Annotated in this window: 21 protein-coding genes and 1 tRNA gene; 9 read left to right on the plus strand and 13 right to left on the minus strand. The window is 32.1% G+C overall.

The window, feature by feature from the left end; translation table 11 throughout:
* Positions 1-50: 50 nt before the first annotated feature.
* Positions 51-854 carry a type II pantothenate kinase gene (coaW, locus tag ACFSO7_RS07080; RefSeq protein ID WP_377876604.1) on the minus strand — a complete coding sequence of 268 codons (804 nt, stop codon included), beginning with the start codon at positions 852-854 and terminating at the stop codon, positions 51-53.
* Between the two features lie 132 nt (positions 855-986).
* Here coaW and ACFSO7_RS07085 point away from each other — a divergent pair, with 132 nt between their 5' ends.
* Positions 987-1,178, plus strand: a complete 192-nt coding sequence (locus ACFSO7_RS07085) for a hypothetical protein (protein WP_377876605.1) — start codon at positions 987-989, stop codon at positions 1,176-1,178.
* 100 nt (positions 1,179-1,278) lie between these two features.
* Positions 1,279-1,737, plus strand: coding sequence for a GNAT family N-acetyltransferase (locus ACFSO7_RS07090; protein WP_377876606.1), 459 nt, complete (start codon positions 1,279-1,281; stop codon positions 1,735-1,737).
* Positions 1,738-1,895: 158 nt separating this feature from the next.
* Here the strand turns inward: ACFSO7_RS07090 and ACFSO7_RS07095 are convergent, their stop codons facing one another.
* The 4 genes from ACFSO7_RS07095 to ACFSO7_RS07110 form a co-directional block, all read right to left on the minus strand.
* Positions 1,896-5,033 carry an AAA family ATPase gene (locus tag ACFSO7_RS07095; RefSeq protein WP_377876607.1) on the minus strand — a complete coding sequence of 1,046 codons (3,138 nt, stop codon included), beginning with the start codon at positions 5,031-5,033 and terminating at the stop codon, positions 1,896-1,898.
* Complete coding sequence (locus ACFSO7_RS07100; protein WP_377876608.1) at positions 5,030-6,175, minus strand: exonuclease SbcCD subunit D; 1,146 nt, start codon at positions 6,173-6,175, stop codon at positions 5,030-5,032. The genes ACFSO7_RS07095 and ACFSO7_RS07100 overlap by 4 nt, the downstream gene beginning before the upstream one ends.
* A 198-nt stretch (positions 6,176-6,373) precedes the next feature.
* Positions 6,374-8,098 (minus strand): methyl-accepting chemotaxis protein, encoded by a 1,725-nt coding sequence (locus ACFSO7_RS07105; RefSeq protein WP_377876609.1) that lies wholly within the window; start codon positions 8,096-8,098, stop codon positions 6,374-6,376.
* A gap of 173 nt (positions 8,099-8,271) precedes the next feature.
* Entirely contained in the window at positions 8,272-9,135 is an 864-nt protein-coding gene (locus ACFSO7_RS07110; protein ID WP_377876610.1) for a hypothetical protein, read from the minus strand.
* 206 nt (positions 9,136-9,341) lie between these two features.
* Here ACFSO7_RS07110 and ACFSO7_RS07115 point away from each other — a divergent pair, with 206 nt between their 5' ends.
* The 3 genes from ACFSO7_RS07115 to ACFSO7_RS07125 all read left to right on the plus strand — a co-directional run bounded on the left by ACFSO7_RS07115 (position 9,342) and on the right by ACFSO7_RS07125 (position 12,382).
* Entirely contained in the window at positions 9,342-10,430 is a 1,089-nt protein-coding gene (locus ACFSO7_RS07115; RefSeq protein WP_377876611.1) for a CotH kinase family protein, read from the plus strand.
* Between the two features lie 134 nt (positions 10,431-10,564).
* A complete protein-coding gene (locus tag ACFSO7_RS07120; RefSeq protein WP_377876612.1) occupies positions 10,565-11,623 on the plus strand; it encodes a spore coat protein in 1,059 nt (352 codons plus the stop codon).
* Positions 11,624-11,716: 93 nt separating this feature from the next.
* Positions 11,717-12,382 (plus strand): DUF2642 domain-containing protein, encoded by a 666-nt coding sequence (locus tag ACFSO7_RS07125; protein ID WP_377876613.1) that lies wholly within the window; start codon positions 11,717-11,719, stop codon positions 12,380-12,382.
* A gap of 707 nt (positions 12,383-13,089) precedes the next feature.
* Here the strand turns inward: ACFSO7_RS07125 and ACFSO7_RS07130 are convergent.
* Positions 13,090-13,926, minus strand: coding sequence for a hypothetical protein (locus ACFSO7_RS07130; protein WP_377876614.1), 837 nt, complete (start codon positions 13,924-13,926; stop codon positions 13,090-13,092).
* Positions 13,927-13,980: 54 nt separating this feature from the next.
* Positions 13,981-14,163, minus strand: a complete 183-nt coding sequence (locus ACFSO7_RS07135; protein ID WP_377876615.1) for a hypothetical protein — start codon at positions 14,161-14,163, stop codon at positions 13,981-13,983.
* 161 nt (positions 14,164-14,324) lie between these two features.
* Between ACFSO7_RS07135 and ACFSO7_RS07140 the strand changes: the two genes are divergently transcribed.
* A tRNA-Sec gene (locus ACFSO7_RS07140) sits at positions 14,325-14,421 on the plus strand.
* Positions 14,422-14,530: 109 nt separating this feature from the next.
* On the opposite strand, the gene ACFSO7_RS07145 is transcribed toward ACFSO7_RS07140, so the two are convergent.
* The 4 genes from ACFSO7_RS07145 to ACFSO7_RS07160 all read right to left on the minus strand — a co-directional run bounded on the left by ACFSO7_RS07145 (position 14,531) and on the right by ACFSO7_RS07160 (position 17,214).
* Positions 14,531-15,658 carry a tyrosine-type recombinase/integrase gene (locus ACFSO7_RS07145; protein WP_377876616.1) on the minus strand — a complete coding sequence of 376 codons (1,128 nt, stop codon included), beginning with the start codon at positions 15,656-15,658 and terminating at the stop codon, positions 14,531-14,533.
* Between the two features lie 77 nt (positions 15,659-15,735).
* Positions 15,736-15,954, minus strand: coding sequence for a helix-turn-helix domain-containing protein (locus ACFSO7_RS07150; protein ID WP_377876617.1), 219 nt, complete (start codon positions 15,952-15,954; stop codon positions 15,736-15,738).
* Between the two features lie 34 nt (positions 15,955-15,988).
* Positions 15,989-16,150 (minus strand): hypothetical protein, encoded by a 162-nt coding sequence (locus ACFSO7_RS07155; protein WP_377876618.1) that lies wholly within the window; start codon positions 16,148-16,150, stop codon positions 15,989-15,991.
* A gap of 215 nt (positions 16,151-16,365) precedes the next feature.
* Positions 16,366-17,214, minus strand: a complete 849-nt coding sequence (locus ACFSO7_RS07160) for a hypothetical protein (protein WP_377876619.1) — start codon at positions 17,212-17,214, stop codon at positions 16,366-16,368.
* Between the two features lie 505 nt (positions 17,215-17,719).
* Between ACFSO7_RS07160 and ACFSO7_RS07165 the strand changes: the two genes are divergently transcribed.
* From ACFSO7_RS07165 to ACFSO7_RS07175, 3 genes are read left to right on the plus strand one after another with little or no spacing between them, the layout of a single operon-like run.
* Positions 17,720-19,030 (plus strand): tyrosine-type recombinase/integrase, encoded by a 1,311-nt coding sequence (locus ACFSO7_RS07165; protein ID WP_377876620.1) that lies wholly within the window; start codon positions 17,720-17,722, stop codon positions 19,028-19,030.
* The gene (locus ACFSO7_RS07170; RefSeq protein WP_377876621.1) at positions 19,023-20,135 is read left to right on the plus strand and encodes a tyrosine-type recombinase/integrase; all 1,113 of its coding nucleotides are present in this window, start codon (positions 19,023-19,025) and stop codon (positions 20,133-20,135) included. Before ACFSO7_RS07165 ends, ACFSO7_RS07170 begins: the two co-directional genes overlap by 8 nt.
* Positions 20,110-21,069 carry a tyrosine-type recombinase/integrase gene (locus ACFSO7_RS07175; protein ID WP_377876622.1) on the plus strand — a complete coding sequence of 320 codons (960 nt, stop codon included), beginning with the start codon at positions 20,110-20,112 and terminating at the stop codon, positions 21,067-21,069. The genes ACFSO7_RS07170 and ACFSO7_RS07175 overlap by 26 nt, the downstream gene beginning before the upstream one ends.
* A gap of 533 nt (positions 21,070-21,602) precedes the next feature.
* Here the strand turns inward: ACFSO7_RS07175 and ACFSO7_RS07180 are convergent.
* Together ACFSO7_RS07180 and ACFSO7_RS07185 are read right to left on the minus strand one after the other, a co-directional pair.
* Positions 21,603-21,770 (minus strand): hypothetical protein, encoded by a 168-nt coding sequence (locus ACFSO7_RS07180; RefSeq protein WP_377876623.1) that lies wholly within the window; start codon positions 21,768-21,770, stop codon positions 21,603-21,605.
* Between the two features lie 669 nt (positions 21,771-22,439).
* The gene (locus ACFSO7_RS07185; protein WP_377876624.1) at positions 22,440-23,627 is read right to left on the minus strand and encodes a hypothetical protein; all 1,188 of its coding nucleotides are present in this window, start codon (positions 23,625-23,627) and stop codon (positions 22,440-22,442) included.
* Positions 23,628-24,016: the final 389 nt, after the last annotated feature.

Genomic DNA, 24,016 nt, shown 5'->3' on the forward strand with positions numbered 1-24,016 from the left:
CTGACACCTACTTTTATGTATCTATCTATTTAATGATAGCTTTTCTGTAACTATAAACTCAACATCGCACCCATTGCCCCACTGTATTCCCCATTTTTAAGAAATCTTGTATTTAAACCGAGCATACCCTTGTAAGATTCAAGCACCTTTTTTAATGGTTCATTTCCAGCTAATGTACTTCCCATATAGACAACATCCTGCGTTTGATAAATAGAAGTCGCTTGTAAAGTTAAAAGCACAATCGTTTCTGCAATCATATTTGTTACAGATGCCATTAAATCCTGTGAAGATTGCTCATCCGTTCTCCCTTTAGCAAAATTGCTTGCGGTTAAATTTCCAGCAACAGGTGTGTCTTCACCCATGTAAATATCACTTACAGTTAAATCAACCTTCCCTTTATTCCCATTAAGTGACATATGAACGAGATTTGAAAACCCACTTTCCCCCGTTAAAAGTTCACCTAAACCCATGAAAGTACCGCCACCAATTCCACTTCCAAGAATTCGTTCCTGTTTGTCACCTTGCAAGAAAAACCAAGAGGTTCCCGTTCCAATATTAACTAAAATACAAGACTCAAGTTTATTGCCATCCAATGCAAGAAAAAAACGAGCACCTTCACATGCTGCTTGAAACTCAGGAATTTGGATCGCATTTGTAAAATAATGATGATGTAAAAAAGCTGCCTTCCCCCCGGTTAGTGCAATTTGTGCTGTAGGAGCAGTAATTTTTAACCATTTCATTGCACTTTCTAATTGCGAAATAGGAAAGGTTTTAAAATGGTTTCGCCCCTCTTCTACATACACCATTTTGATTAACGAACCACCTGCGTCAATCCCTATTTTTTGAACACTCATGAAAAATCCTCCAATAATATTATTACCTTCATTATAATCTATTTTTTCAGTTTAGGAGAATACTCAAATCTTATAACTACTATCCAACGTTGAAATATTGTGATATTTTTTAAAATAAGGAGAGTGTTGCCAATGGATACTTTGCTGAGCTCGATTATTTCATTTGGATTCCTTTTATTCATTATTGCCATTATCATCTATGTCTTATATAAATTATCTTTAATCTCATATCAATTAAAGCTTATTATCAAACATTTTGATATAAAGGACCAAAGAGAACATTTGATGTCAGATGAAGAAATTGAAAAGGAATTAGGTGAGTAAATATGGAGTTTAATATGATCTTTCAAAATGATAAATTATTAGTCCGTCAATTAGTGGACCAGGACAATTTCTTCTCGAAAAATGGCTCACAAATCCGAAAGTGTTGCAATTTTACGAAGGAAGAGATAGACCACATACCATTGAAATGGTTGAACACCATTTTTACAATAGAAGAAATGGTGTCGTAGGCTGTATCATCGAATATGAAAACACGGCGATAGGTTATATACAATATTATCCAATACACTCAGATGAGAAACGCAAATATCAATTACCGATAAGTGAAACGATTTACGGAATGGACCAATTTATAGGTGAAATTGAGTATTGGAACAAAGGAATTGGTACTCTCTTAGTAAAGTCAATGGTAGCTTACCTTAAAAAAGATAAAAACGCCGATCGAATCATTATGGATCCGCAAGTTCAAAATAAACGCGCTGTCGCATGTTATGAAAAATGCGGCTTTCAAAAGGTGCGTCTATTACCTAACAATGAATTGCATGAAGGCGAATATAGAGATTGCTGGCTAATTGAGTACATAAAGAAACCTACCTTTTAAGGTAGGTTTGCTTTTTAAGTTTATGCCTATTATAAAATATTCTGTTGTTTACGCGGTTCTTTAGAGCACTATTATCATTTTGTATCCTTTTGAACGGCATTTTGTTTGTTGATTTACTTCGTTTTGTCGTTCATTAGAACAACAATCTCTAACAAAGCTTAGCTAGAAAAAACAAATTCAGTTCTACTACCTATTTGAGTAGCAACCACTTCTAGCCGTGCATCAATTCTTTCCTTAAGTTCTGGAACATGAGAAATAATTCCTACTAAACGTCCACTGCTTTGGATATCCATTAATGCCTCTATTGCTTGGTCTAGTGATTCAGGATCTAATGTACCAAATCCTTCGTCAATAAACATTGTTTCCATTGAAACGCCACCTGCATAGTTCTGAACAACGTCTGCTAAGCCTAAAGCAAGTGCTAGGGATGCTTTAAAACTCTCACCTCCAGATAATGTTTTGACATGACGTTCCTGACCAGTATATTGATCAAATATCAGTAATTCTAGTCCACTTTGGACATTTCCTTTGGAACGGTCGGTTTTTCGTGCTAGTTGATAGCGGCCGCTCGTCATTTTTAGTAATCTTCCATTTGCCTCTCTTAAAATATCATCCAAAAATGCAGCAAGAACAAATCGTTCAAAGGTAATACGATAAGTATTCTGCCCTTTTGATATTTCGTAGAGGTGACCTATGATTTTAAAACGTTCTTCTAACACTTTCATGGATGAGTTTAATTCTTCTACCTTTTTTAATATTTCCTCATTGTCTCTTTTTTGAATAAGTAAAGTTGTATAATTACCCTTAATCATTTCAATTTGTTTCGTGACTTCGTCTAATACTTCTTGTAATAGATATAAATTTGGTATTTCCACATCTTTTAAAATGAGCGATATTTGTTCCAATTGGTCTGACACAGACCGATATTCTTCTCGAAATTGACGAACATGTTGTTCAAGTATTTGGATTTGGGATTCGCTTCTTTTTGCCCCATGATAAATAGGATATGTTTCAAAGCCTTGAGCCACCATGTTTTGTAAAAATATTCCTCTCTCGTCATCCAATTCCTTTTTCTTTTCCTCTAAACGAGTTTGTAGATCATTGAATCGAGATTTTGCTGTATCCAATTTCATTTTCGTATCTTGGAACATACTTTGCGATTCTTCAAGATTTTTAATCATTAATGAATGATTATTTTGAGCCACTGAAAGTGATTTTTCATATGCTTCGATTGACTGTAAATCGTTTGGAACGGTGGAACGAATTCGATCTAGGATTGCATTTTTCTCCGCAAACAATAGCTTTATCTGGTTCAGTTCGGTCTCTAACATTTCATGTTGATTGGATCGTGCTAATTGGTCACTCTCTAGAGCAACTTTTTCCTCTTTCAACTTTTGTAATTGCTCAAACCTTGATTTTAGAACATTTTGCTCCGTATTAAGTTGATTGATATCAAATTTGAATTGTTCAATTAGTTGGTGAATTTGTGATTCTTCATAATGTTGATGAACTTTATTAATTTCTACATGTACTTCTTGAACATTTTGATGAATAGCTGTGGCTTTTTCCCGACTTACAATATATTCATTTTCAGACTTTGACTTTTCCTTTTCTAGCTGAGTAAGTTGTATTTTTGCTGTTTTTAATTCTTCTTCAGAAGGAAATGTTGAAATATGTGTATTTGCTAATTGTGGATGATGGTTAGATCCACAAACTGGGCATGCCTCCCCATCATGTAATTTACTCGCTAAAATGGCAGCTTGTCCAGATGTCCAAGCTTTTTCTAATTGATCAACTAATGATTTCCCATCTAAAAAATGGGCGCTGGTTTGATCAAAAATATTTCTTTTCTCGTTTAATTGTTGTAATTGGTTATGATATTGTAAAGACTGACGCTCTAGTTTTTCAAAAAGTGTTAAAGTATGTTGTAACCGATCTAGTTTTCTTTCATTTTCAAGAAGGATGATTTGTTCTTTTTCTATTTCGCTCATTTTCTCGACAAGAGCGGTTATTTTCTTTTCACCTATTTGAAGGTTCTGTTCGATGACAAGATATTGTTTATACTTAGTATCTAGTTCGGTTGCAATTTGATTCGTTTCTTGATTCAATGTCGCAAAGGAATAAACGTCTTCCTTCATCCTTAGTAATTGGTTCATTTTTTCAACCGCTTGATTACGCTCATTTTCTCGTGATATTTCAAGATTTAAAGATTGCTCACGAATTGAATAAAGTTCTGATAGCTTTGAAACAAGTTCTGTTTGTGTCCCAAAATCATTTGCCAAGCTATCTAATTCTTTTTTTAACCTGTGGCACAGTTCTTCTTGTTGTGCTAAAACAGCTGCCTTTTGAGCAAATTTTATTTCTCTATCTTTTGTTTCCATATTCACTTTTTGTTCTTCTAATTGTCTTTTACGATTATTTAATACGTCTTTCCTTTCAATTTGGTCAATAATTTGCTTTGCAGCAAAAATTTGTTTCTGTATGACATCTCTTTCTTTTTGTTTTTCTTCGTCTACTTTCTTAAGTTCTGACAAATTTTCTGACATCATTTTGATTTCTATTAGAAGTTGAGGAAGTATGAGGACATCATTATCGCTTCCGGCATCAAGATATTCTTTTAATTGTACATTGTATTCCGAATGGATTTGATGAATGACTTCATTTCTCTTTCGAATTTGATCTTCCACTTTTCGTTTTAATTCCGTTGATTCATCCTTTAGCTTTTCCTCGATAATTTTATAAATTTCAGTATGAAATAAGCGTTGAAGAATCGCCTCTTTATCTTTAGAATCAGATGTCAAAAGTTTCCGAAATTCCCCTTGGGGAATCATTAGTATTTGTCTAAATTGATTACTATCAATAAGCATAATTTCTTTCATTTTTTCTTCCACATCACGAACATTTGCGGCTAGAAGCTTTTTTTCTCCTGTTGCTTCTATTTCATAGAGCTCAGCCTTTGCTGTAATCGTTGTTGTTCCCTCACCTGATTTCTTTTTACGATCTTGCTGTGGTGAACGGGATATGATATATCGTTTACTGTGAATAGAGAATTCAAGAGTCACCTCTGTCACTACATCCTCATCAGCAAATTGACTTCTTAACTCTGTGCCATTACGATCTTCTCCACTCGCTTTACCATATATCCCATAGCTGATCCCATCAAAAATCGTCGTTTTTCCCGAACCTGTTTTTCCAGAAATAACAAACATGGTCCGATTTCCAAGCTGAGTAAAATCAATTGTCTCTTTACCGGCATATGGTCCAAATGCTTGAAGTGTTAACTTTAGTGGTCTCATTTCACCGATTCCCCTTTCAACACGTTTTCAATTACATTTGCCATGACTTCCTTTTTTTCCTGATCAAAATCTGCGGTGGTCATTTCTTTATAAAATTGCTCAAATAAATCAATTTCTGATTTTTTCTCATCTTTTATGGAAGTAAAGGAATGCTTTTTCTTCATATCAATAATGTTTATTTTTCTCTCAAGATGAAGAACATTAGGAAATATTTGACGAAGCTTATTTATCGGATCAAGTAGTGCCCCTTCATCCAAAAGGGTGATTTTTAAATAATCATCTACTTTTTGTTTTTCATAAAAACTAGGATCTAATAATTCCTCTAAATAACCCTCTATCTCCCTCATATCTTGTCGTGGTGTTAATGATCGAAAGCGCTGCTCGAATGAACCATCTTCATTCATTTCAATGATCGAAATTGACTTTTTTTGTTTAGCTTCTGAAAAGGAATATTTTAATAGCGAACCAGAATATTTCACTTTGTCATGACGAATAGCGTCTGGACTATGAAGATGCCCTAACGCCGTATAGGAGAAAGAATCGAATAAATCTGCGGTTACACATCCTGAACCACCGACAGATAAAGTTCGTTCAGAATCTGAGGTTTGGCCACCTAATACAAAGGCATGTCCAACAAAAACATTGGGCTCATCTGGGTTTAATTTTTCCTCTATTTGACCAATTAATGCTTTCATCGCATCTTGGTGTGAATGAATCGTGTCATCCTCTAATAAATATCGGATCGTTCCGGGTTCTGCATAGGGAGCTAAATAGAAGTTCACTCCATTTATTCGGACTGGCTCTATATTCGTTGATAGTTTTCCAGATAGATACAATCCACTATGTTTATACCATGAACTACCAAAGGAAAGTCTCTCTGCACTATCATGATTACCAGTAATCGCCACAATCGGTGTCTTGTACTCTACATTTATTTTAAATAGAATCTCATCAAGCAATTCTACCGCTTCTATTGGTGGAACAGACCGATCATATAAATCACCTGCGATGATAATTGCGTCTGGTTGTTCTTCCTCAATTATTTGGCAAAATTGGTTTAATGCCTCACGCTGATCATATGTCATATACACACCATGAACTAGCTTTCCTAAATGCCAGTCAGCAGTATGAATAAATTTCATTTACCTCACCCCATCTCGATTATTTAGATCCACTTCCATTCTATAATTATACCAAATTCATTCAAAATCATAATGTGTAATTATTACAAGCTATAAGAACATTTATTCTAATAATTAGACATCTTTTATTTAACTAACTTTTAAAAAGTCTCTTTCAACAAGAAAACTACTTCGTATTCGAAGTAGTTTTCCTAAAGACTAAAGTTGAAACTTTTGCACAAGACCTCGCAGTTCTTCTGCCATTCCGTTTAATTTCTCAATTTCCTGAGACATTTCTCCAACATGTTTTTCTTGCTCAAAGACAACATTTTCAATAATTTTTGTACGATTGGCCGATTTCTCTGCCATGGAGGACGACTCACTTACAGTAGCCGAAATCTCCTCTGTAGAAGCAAACATTTCCTCTGAGGTTCCAGATACCTCTTGAATTTTATAATCAATTTCTTTCATCGCCATTAAGATTGTGTGGAATGACTCTCCGGCTTTTTCTACAACATCAATTCCTCTTTGAACATCATTGATGACAATATTTAATGTCGAAACCGTTTGGCTTGTATCCTCACTCATATTCATTATTAATTGTTGGATATTCTCTGCAGAGCGCTGTGATTGTTCTGCTAATTTTTTTACTTCATTCGCTACAACCGCAAAGCCTTTTCCGTGTTCGCCTGCTCTAGCTGCCTCGATTGCAGCATTTAAAGCTAGAAGATTTGTTTGTGACGAGATCTCACTTATCATGAGGACAATATTTGAAATCTCTTCTGAACGTGTTTCTAACTTCTTCATTGCTGATTCAGACATTTGTACCGAATGATTCATCGTTCCCATATGATTGACTGCATTTTCCACTTTTTCAAAACCTTTTTCCGCTTCTTTTAGAGTGGAGGCAGATAGTTCTGTGACTGTGGAAGATGCTGTTGCAATTTGCTGGATTCCTTTTGTCATTTCAACCATTGCTGAAGCACAATCTTCTGAGCTACGATATTGAGTTTCCGCTGTTTGTGCTACTTCATGTATTGATGAAGAAACTTGTTCACTTCCTATTCGTACTTCTTGTGTATGACTTAATAGTTGTTTAGAGTTATTAATTAATTGATTCGAATTTTGATTGATTCCTTGAATCATCATTCGTAAATCAATAACCATCTGTGAAAAAGCTTTCGAAAGGATTCCAATTTCATCTGAACGTTCACTAGGTGTAAAAATTGATAAATCCCCTTTTCTAATCTTTGAAACTTGCGCGGTTAATTGTTTTAATGGTCGAATCAAATAATGTGAAAAGGCAAAAATGAACAAAATACTTATTATTAATATAACGAGAGTTATGACGATCATACTCTTTTTATTCTTATCCAATAATTGATACACATTTGTTACATCAAAATCCGCTCCGATAATTCCAACTAATTTTCCATTTGCATCTTTAATCGGAATATAAGTCGAAACCATACCACCATATTCTTCTGTATAGGTCATATCACTTTGAATTTTCCCTGTTTCAAATGCAGCGACCATTTTAGGAAAATCTGTTTCAGCACCTTCCTCCACATCTCCAAGATTTGATGCATTTTCATCCTCAGGGGGCATTCCATCGACCATATAATAGTACTCGTATGTATTTCCTTTTTTCTCACGCGACATCGTATAGAGATAAACCAACCCAGTTATATTTCTTAATTGGTTCAACTCATTTCTTAGTTCATGATAGTATTCGTTTTCACCTGATTCAATATTGATTTCTTTATATTTTTCAACATCAATAAGCTTTCCCGCTTGACTTGCAATTAAACCTGCCTGCTTACTTATTGTTTCTTTAACGAGATTCGTAGTCGTAAAATAGTTAACTGCTGAAATGATTAAACACACTGCAATAACTATTATCGAAAAGCTAAATAGCATTTTAAACTGGATGTTTTTTCTCATATAGTTGCTCCTTTTGACTAACGGAAAATAAAATCAACAGGAATATTTTACTAGATTTATTTTATTTATTCAAATTTTATTATGTTAAAGCGTTAAAAAAAAAAAACTATAAATTCAATATTACTGAATTTATAGCATTTGGGGTTCCGTCTATTATTTTTCTAAAATATGATTTAATTATTTTCTAATCTTAGCATATTCATATTTCCATCTTGCCAATATCTTCTTTGTGTATTAAATGTTGCTGCTTCTCTTCGTCTACTACGACTTCTACTTCTAGAACGTCCACCTCTTCGTGTAGATCTACGTGAGCTACGACGGGACGATCTTCTTGTGCTGCGGCGAGATGATCTTCTTGTGCTTCTACGTGTCGTTCTTCTTGTTGTTCGACGAGTCGTGCGGCATCTGCGCGTTGTTCTTCTTGTTGTTCTTCTTGTTGTTCTTCTCGTTGTTCTTCTTGTCGTGCGTCGAGTTGTACGGCATCTGCGCGTCGTTCTTCTTGTCGTACGGCGAGTCGTTCGACGAGTTGTACGGCATACCCGTGTCGTTCTTCTTGTTGTCCGACGTGTTGTTCGACGAGTAGTGCGGCATCTGCGCGTCGTTCTTCGGGTTGTTCTTCTTGTCGTTCTTCTCGTTGTTCTTCTTGTCGTGCGGCGAGTTGTACGGCATCTACGAGTCGTTCTTCTTGTCGTACGACGTGTTGTTCGTCCTCCTCGCCGTGTTGAACGTCTTGTAGATCTTCTCGTTGAACGACGAGTACTTCTCCCTCCTACCATTGCTGTAAATCTTGTCATACGACGAGTCATTTGGCTAGCTACTCGATTATTTCTTGTCATACGACGAGTCATTTGACCGCCTACACGGTTATTTCTTGTCGTACGACGATTCATCTGACCTCCTACACGACTATCCCTTCTAGTTGTACGACATGCTGTGCGACCTTGCTCACGTGGATCATTGCGCATAAAATTATCTAAACCTTCATTGGCAGCTTCTTGTGCAGCGCGTCTAATATCGTCCCTTCTAAAATTAAACATTAAAAAGCCTCCTTATTATTAAAATAGAAAAGCAAAGGAATCTTTTTATTGGATTGATCGCTTTTCTCTTTATACTAAAATACGTCTATAAATGATATTTGCCTTAGTCAAACGTCCCAATTTTTAAAAAATAGACACTTATCCAATGTGACCATTTCCATCATATATACATACTATTTATTAGGTTTTAGGAGGAGGTTTAATTAATGTCAGAGCAGAGCCAGTTACCTACCTATCAAGTTTTTATTCATCCAAATGACTATAAGGAATTAAGAAGTGATATTTGGTGTGAGGATCCTGTTGCTGGATATTTAAAAATGAACAAAAAAAAATGGGATATTGATATTGTTTATAGGGGTTCACATACGAGGAAATTTAAAAAAAAATCTTTTCATATTGCTTTTTTCCAGCCCAAACTTTTCCTTGGAGCAAAAGAAATCCATTTAAATGCAGAATATAAGGATCCTTCATTAATGAGAAATAAATTATCCTTTGATTTCTTTCGGAGTATTGGAGTGCTGGCGCCTGAGTCTAGACATGTTATTTTAAACATCAATGGGAAAACAGAAGGTGTATACCTACAAATTGAATCGGTTGACGAGAATTTCTTTCAAAAAAGAAACTATCCCCTCGGAGCAATCTTCTACGCAGTTGATGGGGATGCAAACTTCTCCCTATTAAGCGATCTAGATAATGATGTGAAAGAATCTTTAGACTTAGGCTATGAAATGAAAGTCGGAAATCAGGAAGATCTAGGACATCTTCAAGAATTGATTTACAAAATTAATACTTTATCTCGGGTTGAATTTGAAGAAAACATCCATAAATATGTGAATGTAAATCAATATTTACGTTGGTTGGCTGGAGTGATATTCACCCAAAACTATGATGGCTTTGTACACAATTATTCTCTTATTCGAAATGCGAGTACAGGTCAATTCGAAGTATCGCCATGGGATTATGATGGTACCTGGGGCAGGGATGTAAATGGTAAAGTCATGGAATACGATTATGTAAGAATAGAAGGGTTTAATACACTAACAGCACGTATTCTTGATATTCCTTCTTTTCGAATGGAATATCGAAGTTTATTAGAAAGTATTTTAGAATCTGAATATACAGTTGAACGCTTACAGCCCCAGATTATGAACCTCTATCACTCTCTTAGACCCTATATTTTAAAAGACCCCTATAAACAACAACAATTATCCCAATTCGATCAAGAACCAGAATTCATCCTCGATTTTATTAAAGAACGAAGTAAATATATATATGAAAAACTAAGGGATCTTTAAAATGAATCTGTATTATAGGCATGAGTTGATATATTAAAAAATAGGCCCTTTTATAGGGTCAATACCCCTACATGACACGTATATATAGAGTAGAAATTACCTATTATGATAAATGCCAAGGAGGAAAAATTAAAATGACCAAAAAGTCAAATGACAATACAGTTAGAAAATCGAACCCAGACCCTTATCATTCGTTTCTAGAATCTTTAAAAGGTAAAGAAGTAACCATTTATCGTGGGGGGCCAGAATCTAAATCTGGTGTTCTATTAGATGTCCAATCAGACTTTGTAACCGTTTATGCAAATAACAATAATAACAATAACAACAACAACAATAATAACGATAAAAATAAGAATAAACAGAATAAAAACCAAAATAATGCTCAAAACAACAATCAAAATGATCAACAGCAAAATCAAAATGTTGTCGTTTATTATAACATCAGACATATTGCAAGCATCAGTGAAAATTCCGTATCCAATTCGACGCTTACTCTTCAGCAGCAAGGAACAACTGAAACACAAACGCCAGAATTTATTCAATCCGATTCTTTTACTGGTGTTGTTCAACAATTAGAAGGAAAATACATTCAGATCAACCAAGGAGGACCTGAGTCTAAAAAAGGGCAAGTTCTTGGGAATGTAGATGATTATATCGTCTTATTTACACAAGATGATGGTGTTGTTTACTTTAATCTTCAACATATTAAGAGTATAGCTGAATACAGCCAAAACAACCAAGATCAAAACAATGGAATGAATACAAATACCATGGCTGTCCAAACCGTGATTCCAGAATTTGAAAATGTAGGCAGCTTCCATGATATTTTCGGAAAAATGTCACATAAATGGATTGCGATTAATCGTGGCGGCCCTGAAGCAATGGAAGGTATTTTAGTAGAAAATGCAGGTGGACACTACACTCTAATTAATAATCAAGAAGTTATGCGAATCAACCCTTACCATATTAAGAGTATAAGCTCGGGTCCAAAAGGCTCTTTACAACAAAATAACCAAAACGATCAAAATAACCAACAAAATAATCAACAGCAAAATAATGAAGCTAATGCTCAATCTCAAAGTAATGAAAGTAAATCTGAAGATAAAAATCAAGGAGAATCTAGAAAAAGAAGCTCTAGAACTTCTAAAGAAAAAGTGACTAAAACAATTGATTATGTATGGAAATCAAGATAAACATACCTCCTAACGGCTTTTTATGTATGTGGTGCATTAGTCAAACTTAACTAGTGCACCTATTTTTTCATCAACTACAAAGGAGGTATTCATTTGAAAGGAATTTCTAATTTTATTGGAAAACAAGTTGACTTGGAAATTACAGGGAAAACAACCTTCGTCGGCATTCTTATTGATGTTGGTCTTGATATTTTAGTATTATTTGATGGAAAGCAATATTTATATATCCCGCTTCTCCATTTGCATAATATTAAATTAAGTTGTAATGAGCCGATTGAAATTATACATCAAGATAAGCAACCTTTTACGGATGACACTGATACGATTTCTTATCGAAAAACACTTAATAACGCAAAAGGCATATTTGTTGAGATCTATGTTACTGGGAACAAATCCATCCATGGTTATATCACCAACATATTAAACGACTATTTTGTATTCTACTCCCCTGTTTACAAAACACTTTTTATTTCCTTAAGTCATTTGAAATGGGTTACTCCCTACTCATCCAGTTTAACCCCCTACACTTTAAGCAATGAAGTGCTACCTGTACAGCCTTTAAGCATTCCACTATCACGTACATTTGAAGATCAATTAAAGAAATATGAAGGAAAACTCGTAGTATTTGATACGGGAGATTTACCTGACAAAATTGGACTTGTTAAAAACATCCAAAATAACATTGTTGAACTTGTCACAGCCAATGGTGAAACAATGTACTGGAAGCTAATTCATCTAAAATCTGCCCATCTTCCATAAGTAAAACTCAAAAGGACCTTATGAATAGGTCCTTTTGAATTGTATACTAGAACGCTTTTTTCTAATAAGGATTTTACCAATTTACACTAATAATAGCCAAGATCTCCTTTTAAAAAATTTGTCTAATAACTCTTGTTTTCACTACGTTCACTTTGTTATAAGATTAGAGCAACTTTAATAAAGGGAGGTGATTTACCTGAAAAAACAGCTTATTCTCACCCTTTTCGTTTTTTTCATAACAATTTTGGGAATTCACTTTTCAGCTTCTAGTTCAAATATCCATTCTAACGATCATTACCCTATTCTTGTCCTAAACACTCACCTAGATGTTAGCCATGATTCAATTTTTGACGACGATAAGAAGCATTTTTTCATGGTCCTCTCTAATATCTTAATTGTTGTAACAGTGATGAATTCCTATCATAAGTTAAAACTCCTCCAAGGATTCCAGCATTTAAAACGATTATTCTATCATCCAATATTTTATCAATCAAATTATATTAAAGGTTTCCTCTTTGAAGTTTTTCAATAAACTTACAGGAGGAATCATTATGTGGTTTAGAGCAATCATGATCGGATTCTTTTCACTCTCAGCAACAAGTTTTCTTCTATATCAAGGATTTGAATTTTATCATGCGTTTGTAGATTTGTTCAAAAATAAATAAGAAAAAAGGCTAAATAGATGTATCAGCATCCATTTAGCCTTTTTAATTTTCAAATACTATTTTTTTTAATTTTGCAATCAAATAAATCATTCCTATTTGTAACCCGCTATTTAAAAATAAAAATTTAAAATCACTTTTAAATAGGGTGAATTTTTTAAAAATTATATCGACAATTTTAATGACAAATAGAGACCTCAGCTTACCATTAAAACCATCATTATTTTTAATAGACCAACTACTTATGATTGATAATGCCAAAATGTAGAAAGGAATAATTTTAAAATGTTCTTTCCAAGTACGTATGAATCCAAAACCAAAGCGATAATTCCGGAATAAAGAGAACAAAATATAATATAAATTTGTCCATGAAACCATAATTATCATAAAAAAAGAGGAACTTAAGATTACTTTGTTTCTTTTTATTAAAAGCTTAAACCAAATGTCACTTATTTGGAAGGAAAATGGGATTAATATTAAGGTGAAAATAGTTCTCCACCAATTCGTTTTAAATATTTTCATTCGAATAAAAACTCTTTCCACAATTGCAAAGTATACACCTAATAAAACCTTTACCTTCCATCCAAAGCCAAAAGCAGTAATAAATGTAGCAGTAAATGGGACAAAAATACCTTGTGATAAGATTGCTCCCAAAATATTATCTAAATACCTTTTCTTTATTAATTTAGGCTTATAAACATAAGAATGAAAATAATTTAAAATAATGTAATCAAAAAGATAAGCAAGACCAATATTTGATGAGAGTAAAATAAATAATGTTTTTCGATCCTTTTTTCGAAAAAAAGTATAAATGATGAGAGTTGAATGAATAAAGCATAACAATAGAAACGGTAAGTTATTTCTTTTAAATCGTCGTTTCATATAAATTTCTCCCAAATTTTATTCGATCGATCGAAGTAGTGTTCTAATAACTTTCTATTTTTCAGTGGTAACTATTGCCCCATTTATGTTTTTATTTATTATTTCATTTCGTTCTCCTCCGTCAGACAGCTCCTCCGAAAACTCGTGTTCCTTTTTATCATTGACTAGTTTTGATGACTTTATCGTTGTTGATGACAAATTGTTATTTGCAGCTGCTTGTTCATTCCACTTATCCAAAAAAATCATCCTTTTATATTTTTCCTTAGTTTAACTTGGATTACTGATTTTCATTCATTCCATCGTAAAGGAAAACTTTCACTTTCTAAATAGCCAATTATCTGATAATCTATTGAGGTGAATAATTTTATTAATGCTACTTTTATATCAATAGAATATTTGGGGCTGATTGGGGTACTGGTGTCCTCCACGGTCTTCAAAACCGCCTGTGTCCTGCGTGCCAGGATAGCTGGGTTCGATTCCCAGGCAGTCCCGCCATCCCTTACACACCAAGGGATTGAGGCTTTTCACTTACGAAGTTGCAAGCCTCGCTTTCAATCCCTTCCTCGATTTAAGTGCCATTTTGGTGCCAAATAGCTCGTTTTCGCTAATTGTTATCCATTTCATCATCAAATACTTCAATTGCCTGTTCTTGAAGAGTAGGAATCACATGACTATATAAATCTAATGTAATTCCAATTTTAGAGTGACCTAAACGTTCACTAACAATTTTGGGATGTACATTTTTTTGTAGTAAAATTGTAGCATGAGAATGTCTTAGGTCGTGAAAACGGGAATCTTTTAATCCTGCTCGCTTAATAGCTCTTTTATGAGCTTTGTGTAACTCACGCATGTTAAGAAAATGACCATTTGCATTGAAAAACACTAGATCTTTGGGATTGAAGTCTTTTCCTAAAAGACTTTTTAATTCCTGATATCGTTCGTAGTGGCTTTTTAAAAAATTCAATAGCACTTTTCCAATCACAATCGTTCGATCTCTTCCACCCTTTGTTAGATCTCGGATTTGCACTTCTCCCTCTTTATCCCTATAAGCAGACTTGGTAATAGTCATACGCCGCTTATCAAAATTGATATCTGTCCACTGTAAGGCACGTAACTCACCTAAACGCGCCCCAGTATGACCTGCATTAAAAATTATGGGGTAATAGACCTTACTCGATTTTGCTGCTTCAAAAAGACACTCTAATTCCTCTTTTGAATAAAAAGTCGGTCTAAATTTTTTGGGTTTTGGTGGTTTGGTTTTCAGAGCAACATTTTTGTTCACAAATTCCCAATCTACTGCATCATTTAATGCTTTTGATAACAATCGATGTAGATGTAAGACCGTTTGAGCTGAAATATCGCCCAGTTTTTCTACGTAATAATTCTGTAATTGTAAGGGTCTTAGCTCTTGCAACGTGATATGTCCTAATCCTGGTTTCAAATGAACACGAATGATTTGCTCATACCTTTTGTAAGTATTAGGTGAAGTATTTGATTCAGCATATGATTTAAGCCAAAAATCTAAATAATCACCCAGGAGCAAATTCTCTTTAGACTCCTTTTCCTCCACTACTTTTTGCATTTCCGCTATTGCAAGTTCTAAAGCTTCTTTCGCTTCTCTTTTAGTTTTAAAATTCTTTTGAACCTTTCTCTTTCGATTTCCTTTTGTACCAACTTCAATTGTAATATAATAAGAACCTGTTATTTTGTCTTTGGTTATGCGACCAGTCATAGATCAATTACCTCCTTTAAGTGACTGGGCACCCAAACTCAAATCACCATTACCAGTATTACTTAGTGTTTTATGTATTAAACCTTTGGTGGAGTGAGTTTAAGAGCGGAAAATTTTTTATCATCTCCATCTAACCATTTTTGAATGGATTTTTTTGGGATGAGTATCCTGGTACCGACTTTAACTGTATAAAATTCCCCAGAATGAACCAACTCATAAGCTTTTGTCCTACTAATTCCTAAAAACATTGTGATATCTTTTACAGTTAAAACATCCTTTAAGTCATCATATCGCATACTTCTTCTCCTTTACTTGTAGCAGATTTATTATTCATCTCTCCTTGTCTAATAAATGATTTGGTTTGCCTTTAAACATATCTTTACAATTTGAATTATTATCTGAATAGTGATTACTTAACTCTTCACTCCATTCTTTAATGAGTTCCAGTGCATTTTTTCTTTTACTATCAAGAACTTTATTTTTTAATAACATAAAAAACCTCCTAAAAGAAATTTTCTTTAAGAGGTTTTCTATTGAAAATAATTAATATTCTTGTGGTCAATTTTTTGTCCATGTAATTTGTTAAGCAAATATTCTATGAATTATGATGTTTGTATATGTTTAGTTAAACAATCTTCGAAAAAATCTATCATCAAAACCTAATCATTTCATTTATGGATTACCTTTGAATAAGTGTTTCTAGATAATTAAAATATCTGCTTTTCTAATAATAACTGTTCACTTAGATAAGAAGGATGTATAAAATTCCCTTCTACTCCAATCAAAATTATTAACTTCTTATAATCTCTTAGAAATGCATCTCGATAATATACTTTTCCACGTACATCTAAATTTTTTAATATATTCAAAATTTTTTTAAGTGTAATCATTTCAGTTACTTGACTATTTTCTAAATAAATCTCAATAGTAATGAACTGTTTTCTTATATCTACCCGAGTATAAAAATACTTAGCATTTCTATTTTCAAAAAATGAATTAATCAATTTAATCCCATATATTTTACGGTTAAAATGCTTTTCATGCATCACTAAACTCGTTTCTTCTATTAACTCTTTTAATGATAGTAATCTAATATTAATTCTTTCATACTCCTCAAATGTATTTATTAATTTGTATTCAGCATATTGATCTGCTAAGAAGCGGTAAGGAAGATCAAAAATAATCGATAATTCCCGAATAAAATCTGCCGAAAAATTCCTTGTAGAATTTGCATCAGGATTTTCATTAATTTTAACAATTTCTAAATTTTCCTTAATAAATCCCCCAATTACTGATCTAACATGTCTGACATTATCTTCTATTTGTCTATCCGTTAAATCAAAAATAGCTTTCATTACAAGGCAGCGAACACCTATAGATACTTTACTTAAAAATAAATTTAGAATATTGGGATTACCGTTAATTAAGGCTTTTACTTCATTTAACTTTGTTAATTTATTTGCCTTATATAGGCCTCTATCTTTTAAGTATTTTTCAAAATTAATTTCTTCTCTATTATATTTTCCCATTAAATTTAAGTAATCAGGATCTTTCATGTTTGATCATCACCTGATTTTGATTCTAAACACCCATATCATTATAAGTCTGCAATGGTCGATATTTTGACCATTGATTTAATTCATATTTATTATAGCCATGATAATTATGACAAATTTGATTAATGTAAAGTGATAAATATCCTTCCGCGCAATTGTATAGGTCTTTTTTCACATTGACACCTCCTATAAAGTTGCGTGGAACTTAAATTCCACGCAACTTTTTTTAATAAAAATACATTAATAGGAAAATAATAGTTCTAAATACTCATTCACTTAATCCGAACATTGTCGTTTTTTTTCAAAATAAAAAACACTTTTGAAAAATGAACATACGAATCCCATTAGGATTGTTTGAACACTAATCAAAAGTGTTTTGAATGAACTTCCACCGTCTGGCTGAAGCCGAAATTAAAAATAACTATATTTTCATTATAAAGGGAGGTTTACAAAAATTCAAATAAAAATTACAAAATTTCAGAAAAATTCGGAAGGAGCAATGTATATGGAAAATAAAAATTTAGATATAAATTCAAGTCATTTATTTATAAATGACCTATCCTTTAAAAAAATTGTTGATGAATTTATTAAAACTATCTCAACTTATAAAAAAACAAAATATGAGGAAGTATTAAACATCTTTTACAGTATCTTAAAGAATGAATCGAATATTTTTTCTAGAAAAGACTGCACTCTTCAAATAAACAAGCTACAGTTAGAACATTTATTAAAAATACAAGATTATATCGAAGCTTTAGTTGATAATGCTGATATGGATAAACAAAATGCAAAAACAATCTTAAATTATTTAAACGACTTCTGCAAATTTTTAACAAAGAATAAAAAAGCTAAAATATATTATAAAGTTCCAATTAAACAAGTTACTCAACCAAAGAATGAAAAAAAACATTCTATAACAGTAAAATTCCAACATTTCATGCTAAAGAAAAATTACGCAAAATCTACCTGTAAAAGTTATGCCACAGCCGTAGAGTATTTTTTGAAAAATACTAATTATAAAGAAGAATTAGTATCTAACACTGAATTTTGGGTAACAAGTTTTAAAAAATTCGAAGAAAAAATAACTAGAAGTGTTTTAACTGAAACAATCACCCCTGGCTCTGGCTACGCATATCTAAAAGCAATTAGTTTATTTTCTAAATTTCTAGTTGATGAAAAAATAACTAATTATAAGTATAAGGTTCCTAAGAGATTAATTTGTAATGGAAATAGATCGAACGATTACGTTAAAGAAGATGAAATATTAGTAGTCCTAGAAAATATTTTTGAGTCATCGAAGCACGTCTTAAGGGACATTTCGATATTAATGATACTTTTAGAAACAGGTTGTCGACCTATAGAAGTTGCAAATCTAAATATTGATGACATTAATATAAACGAAAAACTTATTGTCCTTACGAGCATAAAATCATCCCAAAGAACACTAAAATTATCAGATACTGCAATAGATATTATTAAATCATATTTATTAATTCGTAGAAATTATTTTCCGATTGAAAATACACGAGCATTATTTTTATCTACTAACGGAACCGGAATGCCTAGTAGTTCAATATCGTATTTGATAAGGGATTTTAATATGAAATCATTTAAAGAAATTAAGTTTACAGCAAAAACCCTCAGACACAGATTTATTACCAATGCACTAAATGCAGGAAATGATTTAGATCAAGTGAGAGAGTGTGGTGGACATAAGCATCCAATATCGACCCATTACTATTTTTATCGGGATATCAATAAATTAAAAAAATTATTCATGGGAAAGAGTTATATTTGGGGTGATGATAATGTATGAGAAAAAAATAGATCTATCAATTGAAGAAATTTCTATACAACTGGGAGTCTCTGAGAGTTCGCTATTAGATTTTCTTGGACAATGTGAAAATGAAAATTATATAAAATCAAATATGATTAATGAGGAAAAATTAGTTATTTTTATTCTAGAGGAGTATGAAAAACACCTCGAAGCGTTGGTAAGAAATGGAGTGCGATCAACTAGTACTGGAAAAACTTATAAGAACTTTATCTTTAGGTTAAAGGAATTTCTACAAATCAACTATCCCAAATTAAAGGCAAATGAAATAAATGAAATAATTTTAAATGAGGCACTCATCACCAGTAATAAGAATAATAAATACTCAGTTAGAACTCGCAATAAATACAATTCGATTCTTCGAAGTATTTTAAGGTTTGCATATCATATGGAATTTACCAATAAAGATTCCCGTAGCAAATTCATTATAGAAAAGTCGTCATTAATTCCCCGCTATATAAAACATAAGGATATAAGAAGAGTGTTGGAAATTTCAGAAACTCTATATAAGCCTTTTCGTTGTAGAGCTATAATATTGTTTTTATTATTAACTGGATGTAGGGTTGGTGAGGTTTCCAATATTAAAGTAAAAGATTTTGATATTGAAAACAACTTAATTTATATTCAAGGTGGAAAAGGGGATAAAAATAGGATTATTCCAATGTATGATGAATTAAAGGAGGAAATCTTACTATATCTTAACAAGAGTGGACTTTCTAAATGGAATCCATATAATAACGGTTTTTTGTTTGCACGGGATGAGGGAATTGAAAGAAAAATAAAGATACCAATTAGAACAATCGAACACTTAATAGAAAGAATCAGGAAGAATATACCTGAATTATCATATATAACTGTACACACTTTTCGTCATACATTTGCGGTTCATTGTTTGAAAATGGGAATGAATGTAAATAACTTGGCGGAAATTTTAGGTCACACCGATCCAAAAACTACAATGATTTATACAAAATTAGACGGTCAGGATTTAAAAGAATTAATTAAACAGAAATTCCCATACCCCTTGGAAATTTTATTAAATACAATAATGGAGGATGCTAATGAAAACAATAAGAGAGGAAATTGAAACTTATCGAAACAATGTAAGGTTAGCCGAAAAAACAATTCAAAATTATACTATCTACTTAAATAAATTTGTCACTTTTTTATCAAATGAATTAAATGAAAACCCGCATAACATATATTTAGATAAAATATACTTATTAACAGATAGAAATGGGAGAGCTATCAGATATTTACCTATTGATAGTATTATTATTGATAATTACTTCCAATTTATAAAGGATAAAAGTTATAACGTTCTTAAAGACAATTTAAAGTCTTTGAATAACTTTTTTAAATTTCTTGAAAACAATTATAACTTTAATAATCCTATGAAAAATATAATTTTTTCACTGAAAGATTATTTACCAGAAGTAAAGTATTCAAAAATATTAACTAGGGGGAATTTTTTAAAATTCCTTAACTCTGTTATTCGAAATTCTGTTAATTTGGAAACAGACTTGCTACTTTTCACTTTACTTCTTTCAACAGGATGCAGAATTTCAGAAATTCTCGGATTAAAATGCAATAATATTGATTTTGAAGATGACTCATTTTTATTAATAAATACTAAGAATAAGCATCAAAGGATTGTATTTCTAAGACCTGGAATGGGAAAAATTATAAAGAATTATATTATAAATAATAATCGTGAAGATGAAGATTATTTATTTATGAAAAAAAATTCAAAAAAATTCTCCAGCTCCGAAGTAGGAAAATTATTAAATGAATACTTAGGGTTAGCAAATCTACCACAAATGCACATCCATTCTTTCAGACATACTTTTGCGACTCTAATGGCAGAGGAAGGGACAGATAAACTGATAATTGCACAATTATTAGGTCATGAAAGTTTAAGTTCAACAGAAATATACTTAAAACCACACTATGTTAGAAACAAAAATATAAAAATGCCAGAGAATGAAATGATTATAACTTTTTTAAAAAACAAAATATGAACTATTAACAAAAGTGCAAATTTATTAAGTTCTTTAATTAAGAAATTCTTACAATTTCCCATTATAAGTCATAAATATCTAGGCTAATAGTTCAGCTTGAATATTTATGACTATTTGATTTCAAAATCAATCATATTTCTATTCGTTTAAAGTATGTATTATCAACTTTTGAATATCTACTTTTTTGAATTGTTTTCCCTTTTTTGGGATTATTTCGAAGTTATATTGAACAAAACTTTAAAGATACCTGCCTTTATAAAATCTTTAAATTAATAAGACATGGAAAATTATTAAGGTAGTCTAGAGGGGTATGCAAGTGAAAGTACTCATCAACTTTACCAACGTAGGGATAAAAATAATATCGCCTTTTTTTCTAATAGTAACTTATATATTTCATATGATTTTTTTAAATGATTGAATGGACTGAGCTTTGTATTTATTAGTCAACCTGGAAAAGTGGATTTAATTTTCAATCCACTTTTCCAGGTTGACTAGTCGCTAATCCATGTCAATTACTCTGTTAATCAGGTAATCTACTTCAAAATCTGTTCTTCTTGTTGATTTTTTAGTAACTCGACAACATCTTCTGATTGTAAAACTTCAATTCTAATTACCGTTTCTTTAATTACTTGGATATCCGTTTTTACTTCTTTCATATCCTTCTGTAGATCCAGTAAAATTTCTAACAGTTGTTTTTTCATGTCAACATCCTTTGATACTGTGTATAATAAATTAAATAACTCTTACTTGCTATTTTATTATTTTTCTACTTTTACTCCATCTATCAAAGGAAAAGCACTTATAGTTTTTTTTGGTGATCTTAACGGGATAATTATAATTGGTATTTTTACCCAAACCCAAATTTTCGAATGGCCTTTACTAACTCCCTCTACTAAATCCAAAATGTATTCGGTATATAAATGTCTTTTTTGATCGTTCCCTTTGATTCTGTTATTTTTCCTTTACTTTTAGGTCCTACCAATAATATCTTTCTTTTCCTTTGTATTAGATACATTCATTGTATAAACCAATAGCTATCCCACCAATAGTGACATATAATCCTACAATGAAATTAAATATAAATATAAATACCACACAACAGAATTTTTCACATTTTGTAATGCCACAGCTTTTTCTCTTAAATTGTAGTTATCAGTCATTAATTTTTCTAAATCTTTGTTGATTTGTAGTATCATTTTTTGATGCTCATTGTACTTCTTCTCTGTGTTACATTTATTTGCATCACGTAAAGAAACAATTATGTCTTTTAAGTTATTTCGTTGTACTGTGCAGCAAATTGCATTGTTTTAGATTTCCTTCTAATTAAAGGTTTAATAATTTCGTTGTCCATATCAAAAATAAAGCAAATGTTAATGCACTTCTGTAGTTCCAATGTATAGGTTCTCTTTATCGAAAATGAGTTCAATTGGGTGATTATATTGTTTTTTAACTGTATTAATTTTTTCAACGAAAGGTCGGATATAATCGTTCTGCTTTTCTATAAGTTGTTTAAATTGTTTCATAGACTGCTCTGTTCTTTCTGAACGTTTCTTTTCTAGTTTTTTACTGCCTAACACTATACATTTTTTTATGTCTCGATCCATTGCTAAATTATCTACTATTCCTCTACCAACGCTTGTCGATCTCCTATATATTTTGGATTGTAATGAGGACTGGGTATATCCTTCAATTTGGTCATAGCACTTAGTGTAGAGTTCACTATACTTAAGTGAATAATATTCTATTTTTTTTGTAATACCATCAAGATATGATGACTCAAAGTTTTCCAAAAGAATTATTTCAAGGAATGAAGAAAAGGAATACGAATATAAAGCAAGTTGGTAGTCTTCAAACTCAGACTGAATTTTTTTAATTAGCTTTTCTACCCATTGATCCGGATGAACAAAAGACGACTTCTTATTTATTTCAGTTGTTATCAAGGCTCCGTATAAATCAATTTTTCTTTCTGCCTCCTGCTTGATACGCAGGACTATATTATAATAGCTATTTATATATGTATCGTTGTTCCAGTTGTGTTTATAATTATTAAGAACATCCGTCATAAAATTGAGATCACCCTTAAGATCGGACCTCTCTTTTTGAACAAGAAAATCAAGGATTTCTTTCTGCATTTCTTGGATGTTGTCGAGTTTTTTATCAATGGTCGCTAGAGTTGCAGCCATACACAGCATTGCCGGATTGCAGACAAGAGGATTCAACACGGCCTGTCCGCCACCTACCGCTCCGTTTTTCTTCAAAACACTTCCTAAGTATCCAAAACCATTTTTAAATTCTGCTAGTCGTGTACCTTTTGGAATCGTTACTTGATATAATCCGCTTTTAGCTTCACCACCATTTATGACACTTCGAAATGCCGCTGCCAAAGGCTCAAAGGCGGTTCCGAAGGTTGTAACTCGCGATAAGGACAGCTTTGTGTATTTATCTAAACAGATCTGTTCTTCTATAATGGCAGGGTAAAATTCAACATCTGTCATTGCTTTTACAATTTCGCTTTTCCGCTCATCGATTTCGTTAGTTATTCCAAATTTATCTGACACATCTTACCCTCATTCCTTTTTCTTAATGTACTGCAATTTATACCATACCTTATGATTATCAAACTCGCTCAATCAACAAAGTGTTTCTCCATTATATAAACCTTTGATTAGAATCCGATTCACCGACTAATATAATCTTTTACAGATTTGTCACCTAAATGGGATAATTTATTTTTAGAAAACTCCAATACCTACCATATCCCTCACTATTATTTTCTCATATATCTATTCCCTATCATCTGCTTTATTTCCTTTTCAAAGGGAGCAGAGAAATGTTTTTGGCAAGTAGGAAATGCTTTAAATGGCAATTAAAAATGTAAGACTTGCCAACTCCCATAAATTATCTGTTTTGTAAAATTGAATCCTTCATTCGATGACTTGGCCCATTA

This window comes from Bacillus sp. CGMCC 1.16607 (assembly GCF_042683745.1).
Taxonomy (GTDB): Bacteria; Bacillota; Bacilli; order Bacillales; family Cytobacillaceae; genus Pseudoneobacillus.

Excerpts from the sequence above, each read along its gene's own strand:
- coaW (WP_377876604.1), bottom strand. The coding sequence starts at position 854 with ATGAGTGTTCAAAAAATAGGGATTGACGCAGGTGGTTCGTTAATCAAA.
- ACFSO7_RS07085 (WP_377876605.1), top strand. The coding sequence starts at position 987 with ATGGATACTTTGCTGAGCTCGATTATTTCATTTGGATTCCTTTTATTC.
- ACFSO7_RS07095 (WP_377876607.1), bottom strand. The coding sequence starts at position 5,033 with ATGAGACCACTAAAGTTAACACTTCAAGCATTTGGACCATATGCCGGT.
- ACFSO7_RS07100 (WP_377876608.1), bottom strand. The coding sequence starts at position 6,175 with ATGAAATTTATTCATACTGCTGACTGGCATTTAGGAAAGCTAGTTCAT.
- ACFSO7_RS07105 (WP_377876609.1), bottom strand. The coding sequence starts at position 8,098 with ATGAGAAAAAACATCCAGTTTAAAATGCTATTTAGCTTTTCGATAATA.
- ACFSO7_RS07110 (WP_377876610.1), bottom strand. The coding sequence starts at position 9,135 with ATGTTTAATTTTAGAAGGGACGATATTAGACGCGCTGCACAAGAAGCT.
- ACFSO7_RS07115 (WP_377876611.1), top strand. The coding sequence starts at position 9,342 with ATGTCAGAGCAGAGCCAGTTACCTACCTATCAAGTTTTTATTCATCCA.
- ACFSO7_RS07120 (WP_377876612.1), top strand. The coding sequence starts at position 10,565 with ATGACCAAAAAGTCAAATGACAATACAGTTAGAAAATCGAACCCAGAC.
- ACFSO7_RS07130 (WP_377876614.1), bottom strand. The coding sequence starts at position 13,926 with ATGAAACGACGATTTAAAAGAAATAACTTACCGTTTCTATTGTTATGC.
- ACFSO7_RS07145 (WP_377876616.1), bottom strand. The coding sequence starts at position 15,658 with ATGACTGGTCGCATAACCAAAGACAAAATAACAGGTTCTTATTATATT.
- ACFSO7_RS07150 (WP_377876617.1), bottom strand. The coding sequence starts at position 15,954 with ATGCGATATGATGACTTAAAGGATGTTTTAACTGTAAAAGATATCACA.
- ACFSO7_RS07155 (WP_377876618.1), bottom strand. The coding sequence starts at position 16,150 with ATGTTATTAAAAAATAAAGTTCTTGATAGTAAAAGAAAAAATGCACTG.
- ACFSO7_RS07160 (WP_377876619.1), bottom strand. The coding sequence starts at position 17,214 with ATGAAAGATCCTGATTACTTAAATTTAATGGGAAAATATAATAGAGAA.
- ACFSO7_RS07165 (WP_377876620.1), top strand. The coding sequence starts at position 17,720 with ATGGAAAATAAAAATTTAGATATAAATTCAAGTCATTTATTTATAAAT.
- ACFSO7_RS07170 (WP_377876621.1), top strand. The coding sequence starts at position 19,023 with ATGTATGAGAAAAAAATAGATCTATCAATTGAAGAAATTTCTATACAA.
- ACFSO7_RS07175 (WP_377876622.1), top strand. The coding sequence starts at position 20,110 with ATGAAAACAATAAGAGAGGAAATTGAAACTTATCGAAACAATGTAAGG.
- ACFSO7_RS07180 (WP_377876623.1), bottom strand. The coding sequence starts at position 21,770 with ATGAAAAAACAACTGTTAGAAATTTTACTGGATCTACAGAAGGATATG.